Genomic DNA, 22,997 nt, shown 5'->3' with positions numbered 1-22,997 from the left:
GGAGCACCATGACAGAAGCAGGGCACAGTCACGGTATTGGTGACGCCACTCCTCGCAATCGCCTGGTCATCGCGTTCGCGATCACCTCTTCGGTCTTCATCGTCGAAGTGATCGGGGCGATTATCACAGGCAGCCTCGCACTGCTCGTTGATGCGGCGCACATGCTCACCGATGTCGTCGGGTTGGCGATGGCCGTCACCGCCGCGCATCTGATGAATCGTCCCCCGACTCCCAGGTACACCTTCGGTCTTCAACGCACGGAGGTGCTCGGTGCGCTCGCTCAAGCAGCTCTGCTGCTCGGGGTGGGTATCTTCGCGCTCGTGGAAGGCGTACGGCGGCTGTTCGAGCCCCCTGAGATCGCATCGGGAAGTCTGCTGTTCTTCGGCATCGTCGGTCTCGTCGCCAACATCGCCTCCATGCTCGTATTGTTCAGCGGCCGCGGACGCAACCTCAACATGCGCGCCGCGTTCCTCGAGGTCGTCAACGATGCCCTCGGTTCCGTCGGCGTCATCGCCAGCGCCATCCTCATCGCCGTTTTCGGTTGGTATCAGGCGGACGCCGTCGCGGGCGTCTTGATCGCGCTCCTCATCATCCCCCGCACCCTCATCCTGTTGCGAGCATCCGGCCGGGTATTGATGGAGTCCACACCTGCCGGCCTCGATCTCGAGGATGTCCGCCGCCACATCCTTGCCCTGCCGCACGTGGTCGCTGTGCACGACCTCCACGCGACCCAGGTCTCGACCGACCTCCCCACGCTCACCGCCCATGTCGTGGTCGATGACACCGTCACGATGGAAGCTTCCGCCGCACTGCTGACATCACTTCAGCAATGCGTCAGCGAACATTTCGCCGTGAGCATCGAACACTCCACCTTTCAGATCGAACCCGAATCCCACCCCGGAGAGCACGACACCCATGCATAAACGCCTCTCGGCACGCACCGCTGCCGTCCTCACCACCCTGTTGTTGTCGGCATCCGTCGTCCTTGGGACTGCATCTCCGGCGGCCGCTCACGACGACTTCGTTTCGTCGTACCCCACCGCCGACTCGACCATCAACGGCTCCCCCGACGAGATCTCTTTGATGTTCACCGGGGCCCTCACCGGTGGTGACGATGCAACGGTCGTCGAGGTTATCGATGAAAGCGGAGCAAACGTCGCCGTCGACCCGCCAACGGTGAGCGGTGACTCGATCACTCAACACCTCTCCCCCGACGCCGCAACCGGCATCTTCACCGTCCGCTGGAAGACCGTCTCCGCCGACGGACACCCGATCAACGGGGAGTATGTGTACACCGTCACGCCCGCGACGGACACGGAACCCAGCACTCCGACCACAAGCCCCACCCCTGAAACCTCCCCAACGGAGGAGCCGGAACCGGCCCGACCCGCGCAAACATACGGTGGCACGGCATCCGGTGGCGGTGCTTTCGAACTGCTCCCCCTGTTCTTCCTCTCGGGTCTGGCACTGATTCTGGGGATCGGCGTTGTGGGAGTGGTTATGGCCGGGCGCCAGCGTCACCAGCGCGACCGCGCACAGGCCGCCAAGGATGCTGCAGCTAAGGAGAAAGACGCCGATGCGTGATCGAGTCCGCCGGTCGGCCGTGATGCTCATCGTCGCCGCCATCGTCATCCTGATCGATCAAGGCACCAAGACTCTTGCTCTGAACACGTTGCGGCAGGATGCGCGTATACCGCTGATCGGTGACTGGCTCGGTCTTCAACTGGCCTTCAACCCCGGGGCGATCTTCTCGCTCGGGGAAGGCTCCACATGGGTCATCACCGTCATCGGGGTCGCTGTCACCGCGGTCCTCATCGTTGCCGCCACCCGAGCCCGGAACGTGTGGTCGGCGGTTGGTTTCGGTTTCATCGTGGGCGGTGCGATCGGGAACCTCATCGATCGCTTATTCTCGCCGCCCGCGTTCGGGATCGGGCACGTCACCGATTTCCTCGCCTACGGGAACCTGTTCATCGGCAACCTCGCCGATATCGCTCTCGGCATCGGTGCCGTGTTCCTCATCGTCGCGGGTCTGCGCACGAGCCGTCGCCGGCCAGACCCCACGTCCCGCCCCGACGACCCTGTACCCGCCGAAGAAACGGTTCACCCATGAGTCCCAAAGAACGCGTCCCCTCCACTTACCAGCGGAACGCCCTGGCCCCCAGCCTCGTCGCCGCCGCGATCCTGTTTCTGGCCCCGGCGCTCTTCCAGGCGAATTGGGCGCCGCTCGTCCTCTTCATTGCCTCAATTTTCGGGCTGATCGTCGCGTGGTTTGCGCTCCAGGCACGCCACTGGTGGTGGATCCCGGTCTTCCTCGCCATTGCCGTGCTCTGGAATCCGGTGATGCCCTTCCCCTTCTCCGGTGTCGTGTGGACCACAGCACAACCCATCGCGGCCGTGGTGTTCCTGGCAGCGGGGGCGACGATCAAGGTGATCCGGAAGTGAACTGCGCGATCTTCTTGTCACGACCATGCGTATGAGCGGCGAGATCCCCGACAGCCCCCCATCTCTGCAGGCGTTCCTCGCACCGGCCGACATTCCGCTTCCAGTGCTACCGATCGTTGCGGGGATCCTCGCTGCGCTGTATCTCGTCGGCGCGATCCGGTTGTGGACGCACGGGCGTCGTTGGCCCGTGTGGCGCACGGTCAGCTTCCTGCTCGGGTGCGTTCTCCTCGCGGCGGTCACCGGTCTGGGTGTTGAAACCTACGGCCAGGCGCTGGTGTCCGTTTTCATGTTCCAGCAGCTCACTCTGATGATGATGGTGCCGCCGCTACTGGTCCTCGGCTCACCCGGAACCCTTCTTCTGCGATCAACACCGCACCATGGGGCGGGACGGGTAGTCCTCACAGCGGCCCACAGTGCTCTTCGAAGCCCGGCCGCGAAATGGATACTCAGCCCGTGGGCCACTGTCCCGCTGTACCTGTTCGCGTTCTACGGCATCTACCTTGCGGGTGCTGCCGATGCCATCCTCGCTCTCCCCGGGGGCCACGTCGCACTCGAGGTCGGATTCCTCCTCGCCGGCATGCTCTTCACCATCCCCATCCTGTCCTCCGATCCGCTGCCGGTCAGGTTGGGTCATGGTGCCCGTGCACTGGACGTGTTTGCTGAAGCCGCGCTCCACGCGTTCTTCGGGGTGTTCCTCATGATGGCCAGCACGATCCTGGTCGGCTCATTCGTCGCCCCCACCAAAGCACTGGGCATCGATCCCCTCGCCGATCAGCAGCTAGCCGGCGCTCTGGCATGGTCCTACGGTGAAGCCCCGACCGTGCTGATGTTGATCTACGTGATGCATCGCTGGTTCCGCAGCGACACCGCCCGGGCTGCCGCGGCCGACCGGTACGCCGACGTGCACGGGAACACCGACCTCGACATGTACAACGCCTACCTCAAAAAACTGAGCTCTCATGACCGTGACCGCTGACCCATTGGTGAGACACGCCCTCTCCGTTCGACCACGGCGCGGGAACCCCCGAGCGCACGATGCGCGCCTACCAGCTGGGGTGCCGTTTCCCGTAGCGATCGTCGCGTCCGCCATCGCAGGAGGCATGCTGGATCTCGCCTACCCCGCAAACGGGTGGTGGCCCGCAACGTTCGTGAGCGTAACCATCGGGCTGTGGACGCTCCGCGGACGCTCTCTACCCGGGGCGTTCCTGATCTCCCTCGTCTACGGCGCGACCTTCTACTTCACCCACCTGGTATGGGTGACCCGGTTTCTGGGACCCATCCCATGGGTCGCGCTGGCTGGCTTGGAATCCCTGCTGTTCGGTGCCGGCGGTGCGCTGATCGCACTCGCCTATCGGGTCACCACCACCCGCGCGGGATACGCGTATCGTGCGATCACTCCCATGCTCGTCGCCGGGGTATGGATGCTGCGAGAAACACTGATGGGGAGTACGCCGTACACCGGGTTCCCATGGGCGCGCGTCGGTTTCAGCCTCGCCGAGAGCCCGCTCGCGGAAGCCGCTTCATGGGTGGGAACCACGGGGCTGTCCTTCCTGACCGTTCTCGTCTGCGCGAGCGTCGTGGAAGCCCTCATCCTCCGCCGATGGGAGCCAGCAGCAACGGCCGTGGTCATCGTCGTTGCCGCGATAGCCATCCCTCTGTTCCCCACCGAGCAAGCGGGAATGATGCGCGTCGGATGGGTACAGGGCAACGGACCCAGCGGCTACTTCGACACCAGGACACCAGGCGACATCCTGCGCGCACAGGAAGAAGCGACATCTCCTCTCCTGGGGCGTGAAATGGACCTTCTCGTCTGGCCAGAAGGGGCCGTCGACGCCGATCCCCTGCGCGATGCCGCCGTCGCAGACCGCCTTGATCGACTCGTGCAGAGTGCCGGCACTCCGGCACTGGTGAATGCGGCAACCACCCGCGGAGCCGACACGTTCAACACCTCCATGCTGTGGACCAGCGCCGGGCCGCAGCAGCTCCACGACAAGGTCAACCCCGTCCCTTTCGGCGAATACGTCCCGGACCGTTGGTTCTACGAAGCCATCGCCCCCGACCTCATCGGATTGATACAACGCGAGTACACGCCCGGCTCCAACACACCCCTCATGAACGTTGACGATGTGCCCATCGGTCTGGCGATCTGTTTCGACGTCATCTACGACGACGTCATCCACCAAAGCGCTGCCTCTGGCGCGCAAATGTTCGTGTTTCAAACCAACAACGCGGACTTCAGAGGCACCGACGAGAACCTCCAACAGCTGGCCATCGCCCGCATGCGCGCGCTCGAAACAGGGAGAACTGCGGTGAACGTCTCCACCACCGGGACCAGTCAAGTCATCGGCCGCGATGGAAAGGTGCTGGCGCAGGTTGCGGTGGACACGACCGCGGCGAAGATCACCGAGGTCCCCCTCCGCACCGGCACGACTCTCGCTGTCGTGCTGATGCCGTGGCTCGACTGGATGCTCAGTATCGGAACGGTACTAGCGCTGCTCGTCATGTCGATCCGACCGCGACGGACTCGTGCTGACTCCCAGGAAGACGGATGGATGACGTTGTGAAGCTCAAGATTCTGACCTCTGTCGCGGCGCTGTGCGCACTGCTTGTGCTCACCAGCTGCGCACCCACCATCCACCTCGAGCCCGCAGCAAACGCGAACGACCCGCTGTGCGCAGAGGTCACCGTACGACTACCGGACTCAATTGGCGACCAGGCTCGCGTCTGGACGGACGCTCAGGCCACCGCAGCATGGGGTACCCCCAGCAGCGTGCTCCTCACCTGCGGGTTGGAGCCCCCGGCCCCCACCACCCTGCAATGTGTCAGCTTGGGTGGCGTCGATTGGATCGTCGACGAGGAGGAGACCCCGAATCTGCGGCTCACAACCTACGGCCGAGAGCCAGCTGCCCAGGTGTACGTGGACACCACCACCCTGTCGGCGGACGCGGTTCTCGAATCTCTTGCCGGGGCGATCCAGCAGCTCACCAAGACCGGTGAATGCACGGCGCCTGTGACAGAAGACCCGGACGCTCCTGGCACTGAGACAGGGGATACCACTCCATGAATGCCGTTGTTCTCCGGATCGCTGGACCGACGCTCCTCGTTGCCGCCGCACTCATCGCTGTGGTCGTCGGGCTCGCGATCGGTGGAGGAGCTGCACCAAGACTCACCAGTGACCCTGGAGCGCTCGTGCGATGGGGACTCCCGGCCGCGAAACTGTTCGTCAATCTCTCCGGTGCGGCGATGCTCGGGCCCCTGGTACTGGCGGTGTTCGCTCTCCCCTCGGCAGGGAAGCCCTTCACCGTCGCGCTCGATATAGCCTCCGCCGGCGCCGCGACCCTCACCATCACAAGCGGGGTGGTGGCTTACCTCACCTTCCTGTCCTCATTCAATCCGCAAGTGAACCTGAGCGCTGAGTTCGGCGCGCAGCTGGGCCGCTTCCTCCTCGACACCGAACTGGGACGATCATGGCTTATCACCGCGATCCTCGCCTCGGTCGTGACAGTCCTCGCATTCGCTGTGCGCAGCTATGGTGCGGTGCTGATCACAACCATGCTTGCGATCATCAGCCTGATACCCATGGCCACCCAAGGTCATTCGGGTGAGCTCGCCAACCACGATCCCGCGGTCATGTCCCTCGTCCTGCACGTCATTTCAGCAGCGATATGGCTCGGAGGTCTCATCCTGCTCGTCGTCGTGCGACCGATCAGCTCTCCGCACGAACTCGACAACGTGCTTCGCCGGTACTCGACGGTGGCGCTCATCGCGTTCATCGGTGTCGCCGTCTCGGGATACGCGCGGGCGCTCACTGCCCTCGGCCGGTGGGAGGATTTGGCCTCACCGTACGGCCTCATCCTTCTCACAAAGATCGGCGCTCTTCTGGTCATGGGCGTCCTGGGTGCCGCCTACCGCCGTCGACTCCTCGCAAATGCCAGCGAGGGCCGTGGCGCCTTCTGGATGATCGTGAGCGTCGAACTCGGTTTCATGGGTATCGCGAGCGGTGCGGCCGCCGCCCTCGCCCGCACCGCCGCCCCCGCCGATACGATCACACTGCCGCAGAACACCGCCGCGGAGATCCTCACCGACGCACCCGTCCCGATCGCACTCACCCTGCAGAGATGGTTCACGGCGTGGAGCCCCGACCTCCTCTGGGTGCTCGTCGCGGGTTTCGGAATCGTCTTCTACCTCGTCGGCGTCCAACGCGCACGGCGCCGCGGGTATCCGTGGCCAGCCAGGCGGACGGTCAGCTGGATTGCGGGGATGGGTGCGCTTCTGTGGACAACCAGTGGCCCGCTCGCCGCCTACGACGACTCGCTCATCAGTATGCGATTCCTCTCCTTCGCTCTCCTCAGCCTCGCGATCCCCTTGCTCCTTGTCTTCGCGGCGCCGATCACCCTCGCAGCCTTGGTCATCCATCCACGGGACGATGGAAGCCGAGGACCGCGGGAATGGCTTCTCTGGGCCGCCCACAGCCCGCTGGCCAGATTTACTCTGCGCCCCGTCGTCGCCGCGGCTCTTTTCGCCACGTCGCTGTGGTTGTTCCACTACTCCGACCTGTTCCGCTGGTCGCTCTACGACCAGCTCGGAGCGGAATGGATGATCAGCCAGCTCCTCGTCACCGGGTGCCTTTTCATACGATCGCTTTCCCTGAACGCGTCCACAACCCCCGAGGGGCGGTGGCGTGTGGCCTCACTCACTGCGCTCACAGGCGTGGCAGCGTTCTTCGGCATCGCCACGATCACTCGCTCCGACCTCATCGTCGCGGAATGGTTTGGCGCCATGGGGCGGACATGGGGACCCACCCCCCTCCAGGACCAGGCCCTCGCCGGAGCCGCCACCTTGGTGATCGCGGGAATGCTCGCAATCCTCACCGGCTTCTCCGTCCTCCACACGAAACGCAACAACCGACCTACCGACAGCACCCCCGTGCCCGCCGTACGAAAGGACCCGCACCTGTGACCTCCACCCACCGCACCCGCTGGCTCGCCAGCACACTTCTAGCTCTCATCACACTGGGAATCGTGGCCGCACCGGCCCCCGCAGCTCTCGCGCACGACAACCTCCTGGACACCGTGCCCGGGGCAGACGAAACCGTCACCCAACTTGACGACGTCGCTCTCACGTTCAGCGGGGAACTCATTGACTTCAGCCAGGCCAGCTTCGCCCAAGTGCAAGGACCCGACGGCCTCTTCTACGAATCCAGCTGCTCCACCATCGACCGCAACATCCTCACCACCCCGGTCGCACTCGGAGAACCGGGCGTCTACACCGTGCTGTGGAACGCCGTCTCCAGCGACGGTCACCCCATCTCCGAGAGCTTCACGTTCACGTACGCTCCCACCAGCAGCGAGCCAGGGCTGGGATGGGACAAACCAGCATGCGGGAACGAACAATCACGGATCCAACCGGCAAAGGCGTCGCCCTCCACCGCGCCAACCACCGAACCGCCAGCAGCGGACACCCCTGCCCCGGTGGTATCTGCAGGCGAGAACGAGGTGGCTTCAATCGCGATCCCGCTCATCATCGCCGTTGCTGTCATCGGTGCCGCGGTGATCACCGCCACCGTTGTCGTACGGCAAGTGAAGAAGAAAAAACACAACCGGTCGAGCGCCGACGTCCACACGGACCCGAAAGAGTGAGCCTCGTGCCAGGACAGTCGAACTCAAGTTCGATGCGTCAAATATGGGCCACAGATCAGAGATCACGGGCGAGTCGGCGCGACTTCGGCCCCCACGAACGGACGATAGACCAGACAGCGGGCAACGCGAGCATGGCCAATCGGCGCGCCCATGGCAGCAGAATCCACGAAGCCGAACTCGAGGAGAGGGCACAGTGAACGAACGACGCGTCTCCGCGGCTGCTACGGAGGCGGCTGAAGAATGCGGGTGTGCACCCACGCCCGCCGAACGCGACTCATTCTGGAAGCTGAGTGTGACTCGACGTGGCGCTTTCGGACTCGGCGCCCTCGGCGTCGCTGCATTCGCTGCATTCGGTATCGGCTCCGGCGTCTCAGCGGCGTACTGAAACGCCCTGGGTCTGATGGAGACTCGCGCTATTTGATTCCGACCAGTTGAGTGCGGTCGGTTTGGTCAGCATAGAACTTCTGCTCGAACTCGGCGGGTGGGATGTCGCCGAGGTAGCCGTGGAGGCGCTGGGTGTTGTGCCAATGCACCCATCCGAGGGTCGCGAGCTCGAGGTCCTCGACCGTCTTCCACGGGCCCGGACGGGCAGGGCCGCGGACGAGTTCTGTCTTGTAGTAGCCATTCACGGTCTCGGCCAGGGCGTTGTCGTAGCTGTCGCCGACGGTCCCGATCGAGGGCGTCGCGCCGATCTCGGCGAGGCGTTCGCCGTAGCGGATCGACGTGAATTGACTGGGCTCAACCGGTGGAAGCAACACCTGATCGGAGGGTGTTGTGGGACGACCATCGGAATGGATGAGAGAAGTGACCGGAAGAGCGCCGATGCGCTCTCCTGGGCACCCGGGGCATCCGCGTGCGCGGGAGCGTGAGTTCTGGGCGCAGATCAGCACCGGCCTGCTCCCAACGGAGGCGGGTGTCGCGATCGGCGTGGCGCCGGTCGTCGGGTCGCGGTGGTTCCGACAATCAGGCGGTATGTCACCGTATTCATGGCCGGCGCCGTCGGGCCGGTATCTGTCGTTGGCTGAACGCGAAGAGATCGCGATCCTGAAGGCAACAGGCGCCGGGGTCCGCGCGATCGCCAGAGCACTGGGACGCAACCCGTCGACCATCTCCAGGGAGCTGCGCCGCAACGCCGCGACGCGGGGCGGGAAGCTGGACTACCGCGCCTCGGTCGCGCAGTGGAAGGCCGAGCTGTTCGCCCGAAGACCGAAAGTCGCCAAGCTCGCCGCGAACCCTCAGCTGCGTGCGTATGTTCAGGAGCGGCTTTCCGGTCAGATCCGACGACCGGACGGGAGCGTTGTCGGGGGGCCGGTGTCGCCGCAGTGGATCGGGAGGAACAAGCCTCACCGGAAGGATCGCCGGTGGGTGTCGGGGTGGAGTCCGGAGCAGATCGCGAATCGGATCAAGCTCGACTTCCCCGATGATGACAGCATGCGCATCAGCCACGAGGCCATTTACCAGGCGCTGTTCATCGAGAGCCGTGGCGCTCTGAAACGGGAGCTCATCCTGTGTCTGCGCACCGGGCGAGCGCTGCGCATGCCGCGAGCCAGGTCCAAACGGGTTCCATGGGCTCACGTCACCGCGGACGTCCTGATCAGTGAGCGGCCCCCGGAGGCGGAGGATCGCGCGATCCCTGGTCACCACGAGGGCGACCTCATCATCGGCATCAACCGGTCCGCGATCGGCACCGTCGTCGAACGCACGACGGGGTTCACCACGCTTGTTCACCTGCCCCGCGAGGACGGATGGCGGGAACAGCCGATCGTCAAGAACGGGCCGGCGCTGTCCGGCTACGGGGCGCTGTCGATGAACAGGGCGCTGGCAGTAGCGATGAACACGATACCCGCGGAGCTCAAGCGCTCCCTGACCTGGGACCGCGGGAAGGAGATGTCCGCGCATGCTCAGTTCGCGATCGACACCGGCCTGACGGTCTACTTCGCCGACCCCCACAGTCCCTGGCAGCGCGGCACAAACGAAAACACGAACGGGCTACTCCGGCAGTACTTCCCGAAGGGCACCGACCTCTCACGCTGGACCCCGGACGACCTCGCCGCCGTCGCCCACGCCCTCAACACGCGACCCCGAAAGCGGCTCGGCTGGCGCACCCCCGCTGAGGCACTCGACGAGCACCTACACTTGCTGCAAACAGGCGGTGTTGCGACGACCAGTTGAATCCGCCTTGGCTGCCGGCGTCGCTGTGGCAGCGGAGGTTCTCGTGGCGGGTGCCGCGGCCCCAGCGGGCCATCTCGATCGCGTCGAGGACCATCTCGGTGCGCATATGTGACGCGCACCGCCACCCGACGATCATCCGGCTGAACACGTCGATGATGAAGCAGACATAAGCGACGCCGGCCCAGGTCGGCACGAAGGTCAGATCGGTGACCCAGAGCCGGTTCGGGGCGGTCGCGGTGAACTCCCGCTTCACCAGGTCCGGATGCCGCGCCGCGGCTGGATCTGGCCTGGTCGTCTTGACCCGCTTCGCACGCGTCGCGCCCTCGATGCCGGCGGCTCGCATGAGCCGACCGGTCTGGTCCCGGCCGATGTCGATCCCGGCACGGCGGGCGGTCTTCCAGAGCTTGCGGACGCCGTAGACGCAGTAGTTCGCGTTCCAGAGCGTCACCAGCTCCGGGATGAGGGCCGCGTCGCTGACCGCGCGCCTAGACGGGGCGCGGCTTTTCGCGGCGTAGTAGGTGCTCGGAGCCACCTGCAACAGGCTGCAGATGGGCTCGACCCCGAGCGGGCGACCCTCGACGATGTCGTCCTTGTTCGCGTCGATGAACGCGACTACTTCCGGTGTTGGCGGTCGAGCTCCGCCCCGAAGAAAGACGCGGCCCGCTTCAAGATCTCGTTCGCCCGCCGCAACTCCCGGACCTCCTGCTCAAGCTCCCGCACTCGACGCGCTTCCGCGGTGCTCACCCCGGCGACGTGACCGTCGTCGATGTCGGCCTGCTTGACCCACATCCTGACGGACTCGACGCCATAGCCGAGCTGCGCAGCGACCCGATGCACCGTCCCATGCTCGGTCCCGAGTTCCGCCCGGAGGGTCCGCACCATACGGACCGCTGCGGTTTTCTCCTCGGGCGAATACCGACGCGTCGTCGGCTTCCCTGATGTCTGCTCTTTCGGCATAACCCCATCCTCGTTTCCAAGGTCAGGAGCCTCCAACAAACTCAGGGCGCTTCAGGGACCCAGCGTGGACCGGTTCGCTTAGTGCAACGCGAGCACACCGTCGAGAAGATGGTCCGCGGAGGGCGCCGCCGGCTCCCACGATGTCACCAAGCACCCCAAGATCCCTCAGTCGGCGAGCCGCCGTGGCCGCGCACATCGCTCTCATCGATTCCGACCGTGGACGATGTCGGCGACAGGGCATCCTGGCAGTTCCCGAGACATCGACAGGGTGCCGGTCCCGCATGGCGAGCTGTGTCAGCCAGGGCGGCGTGGGTCAGAATGACTGTCCGCGTCTGAGACGGCGAATGCGGTCGTCGAGCGTGTCCGCCCCAGGCCACCGTGAGCACCGGCAACGCATGGTGCGCTGCGCGTCGAACACGTCCAGGTGGAACTGCGTGATCTCGTCGTCCGTGACGTGCCCGGCGGAGCAGGCCTCCCACAGCACCGAGCAGGCGTCTTTCACGTTCGCAGGGCCGAGCCTCCCCTGACGCCGGGCGAAGTCGAACGCGGCAGTGTCGTCGGTGACGAACACGGCCCCGATCTGCGCTGCCACCGCGATCGACTCCGCTTCGCCGAGGTGCTCATCATCCTCGTCCGTGCCACCTAGGAGGATCTTCAGTTGCAAGGTTTCCTTCAGCGGACCCTCGACCGGGTCGCCCAACCACTCCAGATCCAGCACCGGCTGACACCACGCCTGGCTTTTCGACATCCCGGCACCGACTAACACTTCTTCGCGTACCTGTTCCACCCACCGAGGCTCGTCAAAGTCCGCGTACGTCTTCTCCAGCACGTCCAACCGTCCGGTCGCAGCGAAATGCTCAAGCGTGACCGTGTCAAACAGGATCAGCGACATCGCAGGCGCCGAGTCAGCCAGGGAAACCCGTGGAGAACGCGTCGTCCTCCACGTCGACGGGATCGAACTCGCCGAACTCGATCGGCACGTCCGGCACCGGATCCGTCTGGGTGAGCATCATGATCACGTCATCGACGGACATACCAACCAGCCCCGCGATGGGCGCCGCACTCACCAGACCGTCCCGATACGCCCGCTTCAACGTGCCCAACAGTTGCGTGGGCAGCACGCACCGCTCCGAAAGTTCATCGCTGCGAGACTGCAGGACCACCTTGAGCCCCTCGTCCTCCAACGACTCAACGAACCGCATGCGCCGTAAGTCGATCAGCGCGTCTCGCCCGGCCGCGTTGATGTATCCGAGGTTGTGCAACCGGTACACGCAGGACCTGTACGACCCATCCAGCTCGTCCATCATTCGCGCCAACGCAGGCGCAATCCGCTTCTCCGATTCCTGAACGATCCGAGCGACATCGTCGCGGTGCAGGAGGAACTCCGCAGCGAACATGTTCGCGCGCCGCTCCTCCGGGCTGGACGAGGACACCCTCCCGTCGACGGTGATTCCGCCGTCCTCACCCGCGAGAAGGTGGCCGAGTTCGTGTGCCAACGTGAACAATGACCGTTGCCGCTGTTGAGTCGCATTGACCACGATCGTCGGATACGACCGGTTCAGCAGCGCCGCCCCGATAACGTCTCCCGGAAACGACTCCACGATCGTGTCGATCCCGAAGTGCACACCCAACTCCTCCGCGAGCCCCACGAATCGGCCGGCTCCCGTCTCATGGTCATCGATGCGCGATCGCACCCAGTCCGCAAGCACACGCGCTGCGGCCACTTCATTGCGTGCATCGACCAGAGGGACGTCCTCCCACACGGCGTGCCGGTACCGTGTGTCCGCCGGAAGCGCCAGGCGTAAGTCCTGAATCTGATTGACCCGCGCCAACAGGGCACTGTCAGCCGCGTGCATCGTCGTGACCGAGCGTGCGGCCGCCGCAAGAGACGTCGATGCGCCGTCTTCAAGGAGCGACAACACCGAAATCCCGAGCGCTCGCGCAATGCGGGTCGCTTCGTTCGCTTTGACGTTGCGCTTGTCGTTCTCGATCAACGAATACGCCGACGCCGACAACCCGACGCGCTCCGCAAGGTCCGCCGCGAGCATTCCCGACGCTTCCCGCGCAGCACGAATCCGCGCTCCCATTGTCCCAGCCATGCATGAATCGTAGCAGCGAAAATTATGAAAATCGAAAGTGGCATGCGGGACGCCACTATCCCGGCGGCGTGGCGGAGCGGATGGCGGTTCACGTCGATCCCAGTCGCAAGCGGTCAGATCAGAGGAGACAGCCACCGGGCACGGTGAGCGTGGCAACGGTGGTGCATGATGAGGGAGGAGCGGTCTCTGAGGCGACCGGCAGCACAGTCGCAGACCCCTCGTTGTGCCGTCACGTCGCCATCGATGTCACGACCCCGACGAGCCGCGCCCGAGGACAAAATGGAGCACCGTCACGTTGAGGTTCCGCGCAGCGTGCAGCCATTCCTGTTCCGACCCTGACGACTTCAATGCTTCCGCGTACCAACGCCGCCCCTGCTGAACGGGATTGACCGGATCGAACCGTCCATAGTGCGCCGTCGCGTTCCGTCTCGCCTTGAGTACTTGTATAAGTTCATAGAGGTCAGCGGCCGGAGTACTGAAATCACGCTCTGCCACATTGATGGCGGACAGCACCTTGACCACCATCGAGTACACCTTGGGTCCGGGATCCAACGGTCCCACTGTTTCGGGCCATGGCTCGCCAGAGGTGAGCGTGATATCCCCACCGTCACCGTAGCGCTCTGACAGCACCTCAAGCGCCGACCAGTGTTTGAAGAAACGGAAGTCCTCGTCGGTTTCGGCAAGCGCCTCAGCGAAGAGGCTAGCCCCAAGCCGGGCGACTGGATCGCTCTCCAATCCCTCGAACTCCGCCGTGAGCAGTTCGGGCGACTCGCCAGCGATGACGCCGCCCATCAAGTTTCCGCCGTAGTGCGTACCGAGCGGGTAGACGCGTGATCGGCTGGCGCCGTCAATCTGCCGTTGCTCGACGATCAGCGCAATCGGCATAGCCTTCGCGAGTCGATTGACCGACAGCACCAACTGAAGTCTTTCAATCCGCTCGACTGCCAGCCGGTGCGCGCTCTCGAAATCGGGCGCCCACACTTGAGGGAGCAATACCGCCGTACTTGGATGGCGATCCGACTTCGATGACGACCACTTCTCCGGATCCACCACGACTGGCAGCTTGAGCGACCCCAGAAACCTGTTCACGAGGTCGAGATGCTCACTATCGACCGGACGCTCATCAAGTGGGAGGGTGATGAGCCCCGGGTAGACGCAATGTTGGGTCGTTAGGACTCCGGTCAATATCGACACCACGCGATGCAGCCGGTTCGCTGGATCACTGGAGTCCCCAATCGGCGAGGCGAAGAGCGCATCGCACTCAGCTCTGAGTCCGTCATATATCAGCTGAGTCTCTTCCTCCGTCAGCGCCGGACCGTCCCAATTGACGAGCGAGGCGGGGTTACTAGCAGGGATCAAGTCCCGCCCCGCACACGTGAGACGATCCACATGAAGGCCCCAGAGCCTTTCGACGTCGATCCCTCGCGGTATACGTACTGATCCGGCACCTGAAGCGTCGAGCTGGGTACGTAGCGGGCGAAACGACAGGTATCCCGCTGGCGATGTCAGCCCGATGTGAACATCGACGTCATAACCCGCAAACTCAGCCCACCCCTCCAGCTGAACGACGATGTCCTGACCTGGAGTCAGGATTCTAGGAAGTATGACAGCGGAAGCCCCGGGGTGTCGGGTGGTCGACGCGTCGTCGCTCATCGTCGTAGTGTCTCCTCTCAACGCACGAATCCACTCTCGGCGTTCTTGCCAGCACAATTGTCAGCCGACAACGGCCCACCGAATCGTGAAGACATGTTCGCGGCGCTCCGTGCCTCCGAGGGCATCCTCGAGCATGCCGAGGTACTCGTCGGCCTTGTCGCGCAGACGGTCCCTCTCCTCGCGATAGTCGCTATAGAGATCATCGGCTCGGCGCGAGAGCCGCTGCGCTTCCTTCCGCAACTTGAGTCGCTCCGTGAGGTCATCTACCCGGCGTTCGCGCGCGTTGAGCTCTTCTCGCGCGCGTTCGAGCTTGCGGGCTTCGGCGTCGTACTTGGCCTTGTGGTCCTTGAGCCGAGACTCGACGAGGTCGCCCTGCTCAATGCTGAAGCGCGCGGTTCGGGTCTGTACTTCACCTGCAAACGCCGCCGCTTGCTCATCAAGCGCGGACTTCAGCACCGCTGTATCGGGCATCGTTGCCTCGTTGTTCTCGACGCACGCGAGATCGAGGAGATGCTCGATTTGCTCTGCATCGAGCGCTGTACCATCATCCATCAGCCCTGCTGCGAGCAGATAGGACTCGACGATGGTGTCGTTGCCCGCGCGAATCTCGAAGGTGAGGAGGTCGACGGTCAGGATGCCGCTGCTGCCTGAGAGAGCACGTGCATCTGCCGTCGCGCGCTCTGAGCCGTCGATGGAGAACTTCAACTCACGCACCGGCGTGTGCTCACCGAGCGCCGCCCTGATCACGAACTGACCGAGTTCGCTGTTGTAGCGATACTGGTGGGCGCCCGGGACCGGGGCGGACTTGAAGAAGTAGCGCCCCGTCTGGATGCCGGAGTCCGGAGCGTGCAGCAGCGTGAACGTGCGTCCGTCGTCGTCGAACTCGGCGAATGTGTCGAGTTCATGCCGGGTAACCTTGATCAAGAGCCGTTCGAAGGCGTTGAGAATGACATCTGTCTGAGTGTCGTAGTTCTTGAGCTTGTCTTGGACGTTGGGGTCGAGGTTGTCGAAGACGCGCGCTCGCGCCCTCTGCATCTCGTCGTTGATCTCAGCTGCGTACTGACTTTCGAGCTCGTCGAATGCAGCGTTGATCTCGGTTGCGGTCTTACACCGCTCGAGGATACCGGCGATTGACTTCTCGAAGTCGAGTCCGTCCTCAATGGTTCCGAGAACCTCGTCAGACGCGCCGAACACGGACGTGAAGAGGTTGAACTTTTCGGTGAGCAGCTCGAGGATGCGTTCCTCGGCAAGGTTGCCTTGGTTGGAGAAGTTGACCACGATAACGTTGTGCTCTTGCCCGTAGCGGTGCACCCGGCCGATGCGCTGTTCCACGCGTTGCGGGTTCCACGGCAGGTCGTAGTTCACCAGCATTGAACAGAACTGAAGGTTGATGCCCTCAGCTGCGGCCTCGGTCGCGATCATGATGGTGCCACGTTCGCGGAACTCGTCGACCAGAGACTTCCGGCGATCGGCAGACGGGATGCCCGTCACAAGGTCTGACCCCTGGTTCTTCTTCAGCCAGTCTCGGTAGATCTGCGTCGATTCCGCCGAATTGTTGCTGCCGTTGAACAGAATGAGTCCATCGCCGCGGCCAGCCTCGCGAAGTGCGGTGGCGAGATACTCCTGCGTCTTTGTCGAGTCCGTGAAGATGATGGCCTTCTGCGGCGCCCCAATCTCTGCGAGCTTCGCGAATCCTTGGTCGAGCGCGTCGAGGAGCTTGACGGCCTTCTGATTGACCGTGATCGACCGCGCCAGTTCTGCATAGTCGCGGAGTTCCTGGACCTCAGCCAGCGCTTCCTGACGTCGCTCCTCGACTGCAATCGAGTCGGGGACGCCGATCGGCAAGGCGTCGGTTGCCTCGATCTCCTCATCAGTCATGTCCTCATCGATGAGGGTGCCGCTGTTGTCACGACGGTACCCTGAGCGCAGTTCTGCCTCGAGCCGGTACGCGATTCTCTCGAGCGTTGAGGCGACCGCATACGTCGATGAACCGAGCCTCTTGCGAAGGATGAGAGCTGACAGATGGCGTTGCGAACTCGCGAAGGCGTACAACTCCGGTCGCTGGAGGTACGCGTTCACCATGCTGTACAACGCCTGTTCATCGGGCGACGGCATGAAGCCGAACGTCATCGGCATGCGCTCGGTGAATCGGATGTACTTCTGCGCGTCGCGCCGCAGGGTGCGTTTCGCGATGTGCGACATACGCATTGCCAGGTCGTCGTTGCCGTAGTCGTCAGGGCGGTCGACGTACCGCTCCTTGAACCCTTCGATCGAGTGGAAGAAGTCTGGTTCGAACACCGACACGAGGCCGAACAGCTCCTCGAGGCGGTTCTGCAGTGGCGTTGCGGTGAGCAACAGAGACTTGGTCGCCGAACTCATGACGGTGGCAACGGCCTCAGCGATCTTCGCGTTGCCCTTCCAGTAGGAGCGCAGGCGATGTGCCTCGTCAGCGACGATGAGATCCCAGTGCCGATACAGATCCTCGGTGTTGCGCTGGGCGAACTCGTAGGAGCAGATGAGAACCTGCGCCGAGAGGCCCGGGCGCGGTGCGAGGAGCCCATCCTTCGTCTTCGCATCGAGCAGCCTGGATGGAATCGCGAACTTCTCGTCGAGCTCCTGTTGCCACTGCTGACGCAGAGATGACGGCGCGATGATCAAGATCCGGCGCTTCCGCTCTGCCCAGTACTGGCACAGAACGATCCCGGCCTCGATGGTCTTGCCGAGACCGACCTCGTCCGCGAGGACTACGCCCCTCGACGTCGAAGCTTGGAGCGCGAACAGCGCGGCGTCGATCTGGTGCGGTTTCGGCTCGACCTGTGCATCGAAGAGCAGGCCGGCAAGCTTGCCGACGTGATCGGACGCGTAGGAGCGCTCGAGCTGGTGTGCATAGAACTTCGCCTGGTGCGCGCTGAGCGGGGTCGCCATGATGACGCTTACAGGTAGTCGCTCGCGAGATCGGACTCGTACAGCGCCCTCGCGTCATGCGCCGTCTTGATCGCTTCACGTACCTGGTTACGCTTGAGATCGAGCACCCGGTACGTCCCATTCGTCTCGGCGACCGATTCGATGCGACGGAACTCAGCTCCGAAGGACTCAGTGAACCGAGCGAGCCCGCGAAGCTTCGGCATCGCGTCGGCCAGGTGGTGCCCGTGCGGGTCGACGAGGTCTACGACGATACCGTTCTGCCCTTGAGCGAAGAACACGAAGTCAGGGCGCAAGGCCTTCCACTTCTGGGATGCGTCCGTGTAGGCGATCGCCAGCGACTCCTTCACCGCCCGGTCGGGGTTACGCCACCACGCAACGAAGCCGTTACGTTTGGACTCGGCGTTCAGGACATCGGTCTCCCACTTGTTGAGGTCGAGAGGGAAGGTGCCATCTTCGGCAACCATCAGGTGAGCGGTATCCACCGGAAGCAGCGTCTCAGTCCCGTCAGCCTCGCGCAGCTTTGTCTCGGCCTGACTGGTCTTCGGACTGACCAGGCTCACACGCTCCGGCTCGGTTGACATCCCCTCGAGGCGGTCGTACTCCGCCTGTTGCTCGTCCGAGAGGTTCTTCCGATCAACGCGGGTGTCGGTCAGCCACTTCTGCGCGAGCCGATCCGCCTCAGCCTCGACGCTCTGGACGACTTCAGGAACCAGACCGATCGCAGCCACCTCGATGTACGCCTCGAGAAGGTCGTCTTCGATGGCGTCATCCGGAACGATGTAGTCCACGTAGGCAGAGCACAGCGCAGGGCTCAAGTGCCGGCTGGCCAGCTTGTACGCTTCGATGATTGCGCGGGTGTCGGCTGTGAGTTCGAATGACGAGCTGACGAACTGGCCGCCGCCGAGGCGCGTGCGAAGCTCCTCTCCTGACAGCGTCAGCACGTCCTGACGGGCCGCGTCGACCTGCTCCTTGTACTGTGTCGCACGCGACTCTACGACGCGGCAGATATCATCGTTCGCACGCTTCACAGCCTGGTCGACGATCTTGTCCTTCGTCAGCGCTGCCGCCAGCGCCGTGAACCGCTTGATCGGCTTCGAGCGCTGCTTGGGGATCGTCACAGTAGGCAGCGACTCGAACTTCTCCCACACCTCCGACGGGAGTGCTGCGTTTGGAAGCAGTGGAACCGGATCGAAGAGCACGCGCCGGCCTTCGCCACCTCCGCTCTCGCCCTCGTCATCCTTGGATGTGGCGCCTTGCATCAGCATTTCGGCGACACGCTTTGCTGTCTCGCGGTCGAAGTACGGCAGCATGCAGTCGACCGAGTTCAGCAGTTCGTTGCCGGGGATGCGCCGCGCAAGAGGTGTGCGGATCATTCGCCCGAGCAGCTGCGTGATGTGGGTCGGGTCAGTTCCAGGCCTGAATGAGACGAGCACTTCAGCACGCGGGCAGTCCCATCCTGTGGAGATCGCGGACTTTGCGAGCAGCACGCGCACGTGCGTTGAGTCCTGCACCCGCTGGGGCTCGATGTACGGAACGGCGTAGCCGCTGATCTGCAGGTCCTGATGCTCCCCGAAGACGTTGGCGATGCCTTCGCCGCCGAGCTCAGGCCATGCTTCGAAGATCGTATCCAGGGTGCGAACGAGCACTTCGTCGCTCGGCTTGTCGGCCATCTGAACGACGAGCAACGGAACGACCGGGTCGGCTTCGCCTTGTTCACGCGTGTAGGCGTTCCATTCGACGGTTGCCGCTTTGGTCTTCTCAACTGCCCGCCGCAGAAGGGCCGTATCGAACGCGCCGGCCTCAGCAGGAATCGACAGCACGATGTCGTCCTTGAGAAGTCCGGATGCCTGCACCAGCGCGCTATCGACCTGCACGCTGGGCAAGGCGGTGCGGCCCGTGACCGACTTCATCGCGGTCTCGAACCGCTCGACCGTCGCAGAGATCCCGAACACCACCGGAATGGCCGGCACGAGGCCCTGGCCGTTGATGAGTCTTTGCACAATCGTTGCCCGATCGCGCTGCGGCTTCATGCCACGGTGCGCCTCATCGAGCACGAGGTACAGCGTCAGGTCCTTGTTCTCGATCGTGTTGATGATCGTGTCGTAGATGTTCGACTGCATCTCGTCAGGCGACGGCTCCATGCTGGAAAGCATGCTGCTGGGGTTAAGACGTGACCCAGCGCCCTTCACGAGGTTCGAGCTCTTGCTCAGCTTCTGCGTGTTGAGGAAGTAGACATTCCCTGGTCGGAAGGCAGGCTCTTGGAACTTGTTGCCGATGAGCTTCAACCGCCAATCGAGTTCGCTCGCTGCGGCTTGGATGCGGGCAAGCGACTGCTCGTTCAACGATGGGTCGTCCGAGAACCACAGCACGACGGCTCCGGGATCTGCAGGGAAGTCGAACTCGTCTGAACCGAAGATGAGCGCCTCGATGACAGCGGCCGCCATGACCGTCTTGCCCGCGCCAGTGACCGCGGAGAGCGAGAACTGCGACCGTGAACCGTACCGGTGGTACATGTCCTTGGCCTGCTCGAGGTTGCGCAGCACGGCCCCGACGGCATCAGCCTGGTAGTCCTTGAGGGTGTAGCGCATCAGAACCCCCGGCCCTGGTTGAGTTCGAAGTTCTGCAAGTAGGACTCGTAGAGCTGGACAACATGGAGCTCGCTCGGCAACTCGCGGCATACCATCTGGAATGCTGCGTCGTTGTCCGTCACGACGAACACTGTTCGCACCGAATCCGTGCCGCGCACGGCCTCGATGAAGGCATCGGAGGAGTCGATGTTCTCGAGGACGGCGTAAACGTCAGATACGTCCCACCCTCGGTCGCCGAGATCGTTGATGATCCTGCCGATCGAGCCTGCCCTGAGCCACAGCATCGGTGCGATTCGTTCGAACGCACGGTTGTGCCGGATCGAGAGCGGCGTCTCGTACGTCAACGTGAAGAACGCGGCGTTCTCTTCGAAACCATCGGCCATGGGGAACTCATCGGTGAACGTGTAATCTCCCTTGACAGGGTCACCCTCCGGCGTCCTGCCTGTGATCGCCGCGCGGATGCGCGGCTTGGTGATGTAGTCACAGATGCCCCAACGCTCCCACTCAAGGTCGCCAGGGCGGAGTCCTGCGCTGCGCAGCCTGTTCTGCTCATCTGCGCCCACCTCGTTGTTGGTGATCGAGATGCACTGCCTTCGGCCGTTGTCCTGCCGATTTAGTCGCATCACTGCGTGCGCCGTCGTCCCCGAGCCCGAGAAGAAGTCGAGGACGACTGCATCCCTACGACCTTTCAGGTAAAAGCGGAGAGCGTCCTCGACCGCGTAAAGGGATTTCGGGAACGGAAATTTCCGTGTTGGTAGCAACTTCGGTATCAGCTGTGTGCCGTACCGAGTTGCGTCGTGTGAAGGGACCTTCCAGAGAGTCCCGGGCACGAAAGTCGGCGTGTGGTCATCAGAGACGAGGTAGGAGCCATCCCAGCTCTTCCCGTTGGTGGCGATTGCGCCACTCAGAATCCCCTGCTGATTTGAACGCGCCAGGTATTGAACGGCCGTGCGCTCAGCGTTCCAGCGACCGGCTTTGAGGAAGCCATCTGTCCTCAGCTTTTCCGCGCTCTCGGCTGAGACCTGCCAACGCCTGATCTCTCCGTCACGGCCGATCGGCCAAACAGCGGCCGTACCCGCTGGAGGCACCACATCTGTGAATTTGTCCCCGTAGTACGGGGCACCAAAGCTGTGGACTCTGGCGCCCCGGTCGGTGTTCTCGACGAAGATCGGATAGAACATGGAAGGCCGATCTTCGCGTCGACGTTCACTTCCAGTGCGCAACAGCGACGCCCAGTTAATGTTCTTGGTGGGAGCCTCGCCGGTTCCACTTCGCCATTCGTCGGCTAGTGCCATCGGTGCCGGGCTAGCAGCTCCAAACCCGAGGAAGAAGACGTACTCATCCGTCCGATAGAACTGTTGATTGCGCGGATTCCCTTGGGGTGCGATCTGCGCCGCGACCATCTGGATTCGTGCGCTGGGAAATGTCTGCTCGAGCAGCAGGCCCAATCTGAGATACTCCTTCTCATCGATGGTTACGATGAGTACCGAATCATCCGGGTTCAGAAGCTCTCGCGCGACAAGTAGACGCCTTTCCATGAAGGCAAGCCACTTCGAGTGGCGGTAGTCGTCGTCGCCCTCGACGTAGTCGTTGTTGTACTTCCAGTCGCGCGCACCCGTGTTGTACGGCGGGTCGATGTAGATCGCGTCGATCTTGCCCCGGTGCGTGTACGTCAGCATCTCGAGCGCGTGGAAGTTCTCCGCGTTGATCACGGTGTGGAACGGCTTGTCGCCGCCGTTCTCAACGCGACCGGTCTCGACCAGGCCGGGATAGATTCTGTCTTCGAATTCCGCGACGACGACGAGATCATCGACGGCAGCGGTCGCACTCTCCGGAGTATCGCTGTTTGCCTCGAGCAGGCGCGCGACGCGCACGCCGTCCTCGACGTCTAGCGACTCGACTCGCCACAGGCGCTTATCGCCTTTGGTCGTGTCTCCACGCTGCGGCAGCACGCGCACTTTCGAGGCGCGTCGAACGGGCTGGCCGGGAAGGTCGACCGCCTCCGGCTGGTGTCGCTCGAAGACGAGACCGAAGCTGCGTCGCTTGGTCAGTGCGGCGATCTCCTTCTCGAGGTCAGCAGCAAGTTGCGCGTCGGCGCGGCGGAGCTGCCGCAGAAGATCTGTGAGTCGTGACATCAGCCTTCGTTCTCCTGTGTTGCCGCGCCACCACTGCGGACCCAGTCATCAATTTCGCTCGGCTGGAACTTCCAGAGACGGCCAACCTTGTGGGCGGGCATCCCCTTGTTCGCGACCCAGGTGTAGACGGTGTCCTTCGACACGCCGAGATGCTGGGCGATGTCCTCGACCGAAAGCCATGCCTCAGTCATGTCTGCCTCTCCGGAGCTCGCCCAGCGACGTTGGGTCTAGTCCGACCTTATCGGGTGGGGACCGGTCGAGTCGGTAGGTATCGGCCTGGCTTCATTCCTATCCGGCGCCTTGTCCGACGTGATTGAAGGCGAAGTTCTCGATCGGCTTCGCCCGTTCGCCGATACAGACCCTGCTCTCGAATACGGAGCCTCCGAC

Annotated in this window: 17 protein-coding genes, 2 pseudogenes and 1 other annotated feature; of the genes and pseudogenes, 10 read left to right on the top strand and 9 right to left on the bottom strand. The window is 63.4% G+C overall.

The window, feature by feature from the left end; all coding sequences use genetic code 11:
• Positions 1-8: 8 nt before the first annotated feature.
• From WFJ36_RS09690 to WFJ36_RS09650, 9 genes are all read left to right on the top strand, one after another.
• Positions 9-923 carry a cation diffusion facilitator family transporter gene (locus WFJ36_RS09690; protein ID WP_058631454.1) on the top strand — a complete coding sequence of 305 codons (915 nt, stop codon included), beginning with the start codon at positions 9-11 and terminating at the stop codon, positions 921-923.
• Positions 916-1,584, top strand: a complete 669-nt coding sequence (locus WFJ36_RS09685) for a copper resistance CopC family protein (RefSeq protein WP_058631455.1) — start codon at positions 916-918, stop codon at positions 1,582-1,584. Before WFJ36_RS09690 ends, WFJ36_RS09685 begins: the two co-directional genes overlap by 8 nt.
• Before the next feature lie 22 nt (positions 1,585-1,606).
• On the top strand, positions 1,607-2,110 hold the full coding sequence (gene lspA / locus WFJ36_RS09680) for a signal peptidase II (RefSeq protein ID WP_240747075.1): 504 nt from the start codon (positions 1,607-1,609) through the stop codon (positions 2,108-2,110).
• Entirely contained in the window at positions 2,107-2,442 is a 336-nt protein-coding gene (locus tag WFJ36_RS09675) for a DUF6804 family protein (RefSeq protein WP_045278974.1), read from the top strand. Before lspA ends, WFJ36_RS09675 begins: the two co-directional genes overlap by 4 nt.
• Before the next feature lie 25 nt (positions 2,443-2,467).
• Positions 2,468-3,418, top strand: coding sequence for a cytochrome c oxidase assembly protein (locus WFJ36_RS09670; protein ID WP_058631457.1), 951 nt, complete (start codon positions 2,468-2,470; stop codon positions 3,416-3,418).
• 124 nt (positions 3,419-3,542) lie between these two features.
• Entirely contained in the window at positions 3,543-5,006 is a 1,464-nt protein-coding gene (lnt, locus tag WFJ36_RS09665) for an apolipoprotein N-acyltransferase (RefSeq protein WP_232762584.1), read from the top strand.
• Positions 4,991-5,506: a DUF3515 family protein gene (locus tag WFJ36_RS09660; RefSeq protein ID WP_058631458.1), complete on the top strand. Its 516-nt coding sequence runs from the start codon at positions 4,991-4,993 to the stop codon at positions 5,504-5,506. The genes lnt and WFJ36_RS09660 overlap by 16 nt, the downstream gene beginning before the upstream one ends.
• Positions 5,503-7,401 carry a cytochrome c oxidase assembly protein gene (locus WFJ36_RS09655; protein WP_058631459.1) on the top strand — a complete coding sequence of 633 codons (1,899 nt, stop codon included), beginning with the start codon at positions 5,503-5,505 and terminating at the stop codon, positions 7,399-7,401. Before WFJ36_RS09660 ends, WFJ36_RS09655 begins: the two co-directional genes overlap by 4 nt.
• Positions 7,398-8,081: a copper resistance CopC family protein gene (locus WFJ36_RS09650; RefSeq protein ID WP_168429240.1), complete on the top strand. Its 684-nt coding sequence runs from the start codon at positions 7,398-7,400 to the stop codon at positions 8,079-8,081. Before WFJ36_RS09655 ends, WFJ36_RS09650 begins: the two co-directional genes overlap by 4 nt.
• Before the next feature lie 413 nt (positions 8,082-8,494).
• On the opposite strand, the pseudogene WFJ36_RS09645 reads toward WFJ36_RS09650, so the two are convergent.
• A pseudogene (locus tag WFJ36_RS09645) lies at positions 8,495-8,815 on the bottom strand (integrase core domain-containing protein); the annotation flags it as partial.
• Positions 8,816-8,876: 61 nt separating this feature from the next.
• Between WFJ36_RS09645 and WFJ36_RS09640 the strand changes: the two are divergent.
• Positions 8,877-10,253, top strand: a complete 1,377-nt coding sequence (locus tag WFJ36_RS09640; RefSeq protein ID WP_442927844.1) for an IS30 family transposase — start codon at positions 8,877-8,879, stop codon at positions 10,251-10,253.
• A 7-nt stretch (positions 10,254-10,260) separates the two neighbouring features.
• Here the strand turns inward: WFJ36_RS09640 and WFJ36_RS09635 are convergent.
• From WFJ36_RS09635 to WFJ36_RS09600, 8 genes and pseudogenes are all read right to left on the bottom strand, one after another.
• Positions 10,261-11,210, bottom strand: a pseudogene (locus tag WFJ36_RS09635) (IS3 family transposase); the annotation flags it as partial.
• Positions 10,777-10,911 (bottom strand) — a sequence feature (AL1L pseudoknot). Its footprint overlaps the pseudogene before it by 135 nt.
• Before the next feature lie 313 nt (positions 11,211-11,523).
• Complete coding sequence (locus WFJ36_RS09630) at positions 11,524-12,102, bottom strand: hypothetical protein (protein WP_336643201.1); 579 nt, start codon at positions 12,100-12,102, stop codon at positions 11,524-11,526.
• A gap of 13 nt (positions 12,103-12,115) precedes the next feature.
• Complete coding sequence (locus WFJ36_RS09625) at positions 12,116-13,309, bottom strand: XRE family transcriptional regulator (protein ID WP_336643200.1); 1,194 nt, start codon at positions 13,307-13,309, stop codon at positions 12,116-12,118.
• Between the two features lie 246 nt (positions 13,310-13,555).
• The gene (locus WFJ36_RS09620) at positions 13,556-14,962 is read right to left on the bottom strand and encodes a hypothetical protein (RefSeq protein WP_336643199.1); all 1,407 of its coding nucleotides are present in this window, start codon (positions 14,960-14,962) and stop codon (positions 13,556-13,558) included.
• Between the two features lie 60 nt (positions 14,963-15,022).
• Positions 15,023-17,887: an SNF2-related protein gene (locus WFJ36_RS09615; protein WP_336643198.1), complete on the bottom strand. Its 2,865-nt coding sequence runs from the start codon at positions 17,885-17,887 to the stop codon at positions 15,023-15,025.
• 8 nt (positions 17,888-17,895) lie between these two features.
• Entirely contained in the window at positions 17,896-20,475 is a 2,580-nt protein-coding gene (locus WFJ36_RS09610) for a DEAD/DEAH box helicase (RefSeq protein WP_336643197.1), read from the bottom strand.
• On the bottom strand, positions 20,475-22,610 hold the full coding sequence (locus tag WFJ36_RS09605) for a site-specific DNA-methyltransferase (protein WP_336643196.1): 2,136 nt from the start codon (positions 22,608-22,610) through the stop codon (positions 20,475-20,477). The genes WFJ36_RS09610 and WFJ36_RS09605 overlap by 1 nt, the downstream gene beginning before the upstream one ends.
• The gene (locus tag WFJ36_RS09600; RefSeq protein WP_336643195.1) at positions 22,610-22,801 is read right to left on the bottom strand and encodes a helix-turn-helix domain-containing protein; all 192 of its coding nucleotides are present in this window, start codon (positions 22,799-22,801) and stop codon (positions 22,610-22,612) included. The genes WFJ36_RS09605 and WFJ36_RS09600 overlap by 1 nt, the downstream gene beginning before the upstream one ends.
• Positions 22,802-22,997 lie beyond the last annotated feature (196 nt).

The organism is Microbacterium sp. MMO-113 (genome assembly GCF_037148555.1).
In the GTDB taxonomy this organism is placed as follows: Bacteria; Actinomycetota; Actinomycetes; order Actinomycetales; family Microbacteriaceae; genus Microbacterium.
The sequence above is the reverse complement of the archived record's forward strand: the minus strand, read 5'-3'. Positions and strand labels throughout refer to the sequence as shown.

Bases quoted from the DNA above. Each gene is read 5' to 3' on its own strand.
- WFJ36_RS09690 (WP_058631454.1), top strand. From the start codon at position 9: ATGACAGAAGCAGGGCACAGTCACGGTATTGGTGACGCCACTCCTCGC.
- WFJ36_RS09685 (WP_058631455.1), top strand. From the start codon at position 916: ATGCATAAACGCCTCTCGGCACGCACCGCTGCCGTCCTCACCACCCTG.
- lspA (WP_240747075.1), top strand. From the start codon at position 1,607: ATGCTCATCGTCGCCGCCATCGTCATCCTGATCGATCAAGGCACCAAG.
- WFJ36_RS09675 (WP_045278974.1), top strand. From the start codon at position 2,107: ATGAGTCCCAAAGAACGCGTCCCCTCCACTTACCAGCGGAACGCCCTG.
- WFJ36_RS09670 (WP_058631457.1), top strand. From the start codon at position 2,468: ATGCGTATGAGCGGCGAGATCCCCGACAGCCCCCCATCTCTGCAGGCG.
- lnt (WP_232762584.1), top strand. From the start codon at position 3,543: ATGCTGGATCTCGCCTACCCCGCAAACGGGTGGTGGCCCGCAACGTTC.
- WFJ36_RS09660 (WP_058631458.1), top strand. From the start codon at position 4,991: ATGGATGACGTTGTGAAGCTCAAGATTCTGACCTCTGTCGCGGCGCTG.
- WFJ36_RS09655 (WP_058631459.1), top strand. From the start codon at position 5,503: ATGAATGCCGTTGTTCTCCGGATCGCTGGACCGACGCTCCTCGTTGCC.
- WFJ36_RS09640 (WP_442927844.1), top strand. From the start codon at position 8,877: ATGAGAGAAGTGACCGGAAGAGCGCCGATGCGCTCTCCTGGGCACCCG.
- WFJ36_RS09630 (WP_336643201.1), bottom strand. From the start codon at position 12,102: ATGTCGCTGATCCTGTTTGACACGGTCACGCTTGAGCATTTCGCTGCG.
- WFJ36_RS09625 (WP_336643200.1), bottom strand. From the start codon at position 13,309: ATGGCTGGGACAATGGGAGCGCGGATTCGTGCTGCGCGGGAAGCGTCG.
- WFJ36_RS09620 (WP_336643199.1), bottom strand. From the start codon at position 14,962: ATGAGCGACGACGCGTCGACCACCCGACACCCCGGGGCTTCCGCTGTC.
- WFJ36_RS09615 (WP_336643198.1), bottom strand. From the start codon at position 17,887: ATGGCGACCCCGCTCAGCGCGCACCAGGCGAAGTTCTATGCACACCAG.
- WFJ36_RS09610 (WP_336643197.1), bottom strand. From the start codon at position 20,475: ATGCGCTACACCCTCAAGGACTACCAGGCTGATGCCGTCGGGGCCGTG.
- WFJ36_RS09605 (WP_336643196.1), bottom strand. From the start codon at position 22,610: ATGTCACGACTCACAGATCTTCTGCGGCAGCTCCGCCGCGCCGACGCG.
- WFJ36_RS09600 (WP_336643195.1), bottom strand. From the start codon at position 22,801: ATGACTGAGGCATGGCTTTCGGTCGAGGACATCGCCCAGCATCTCGGC.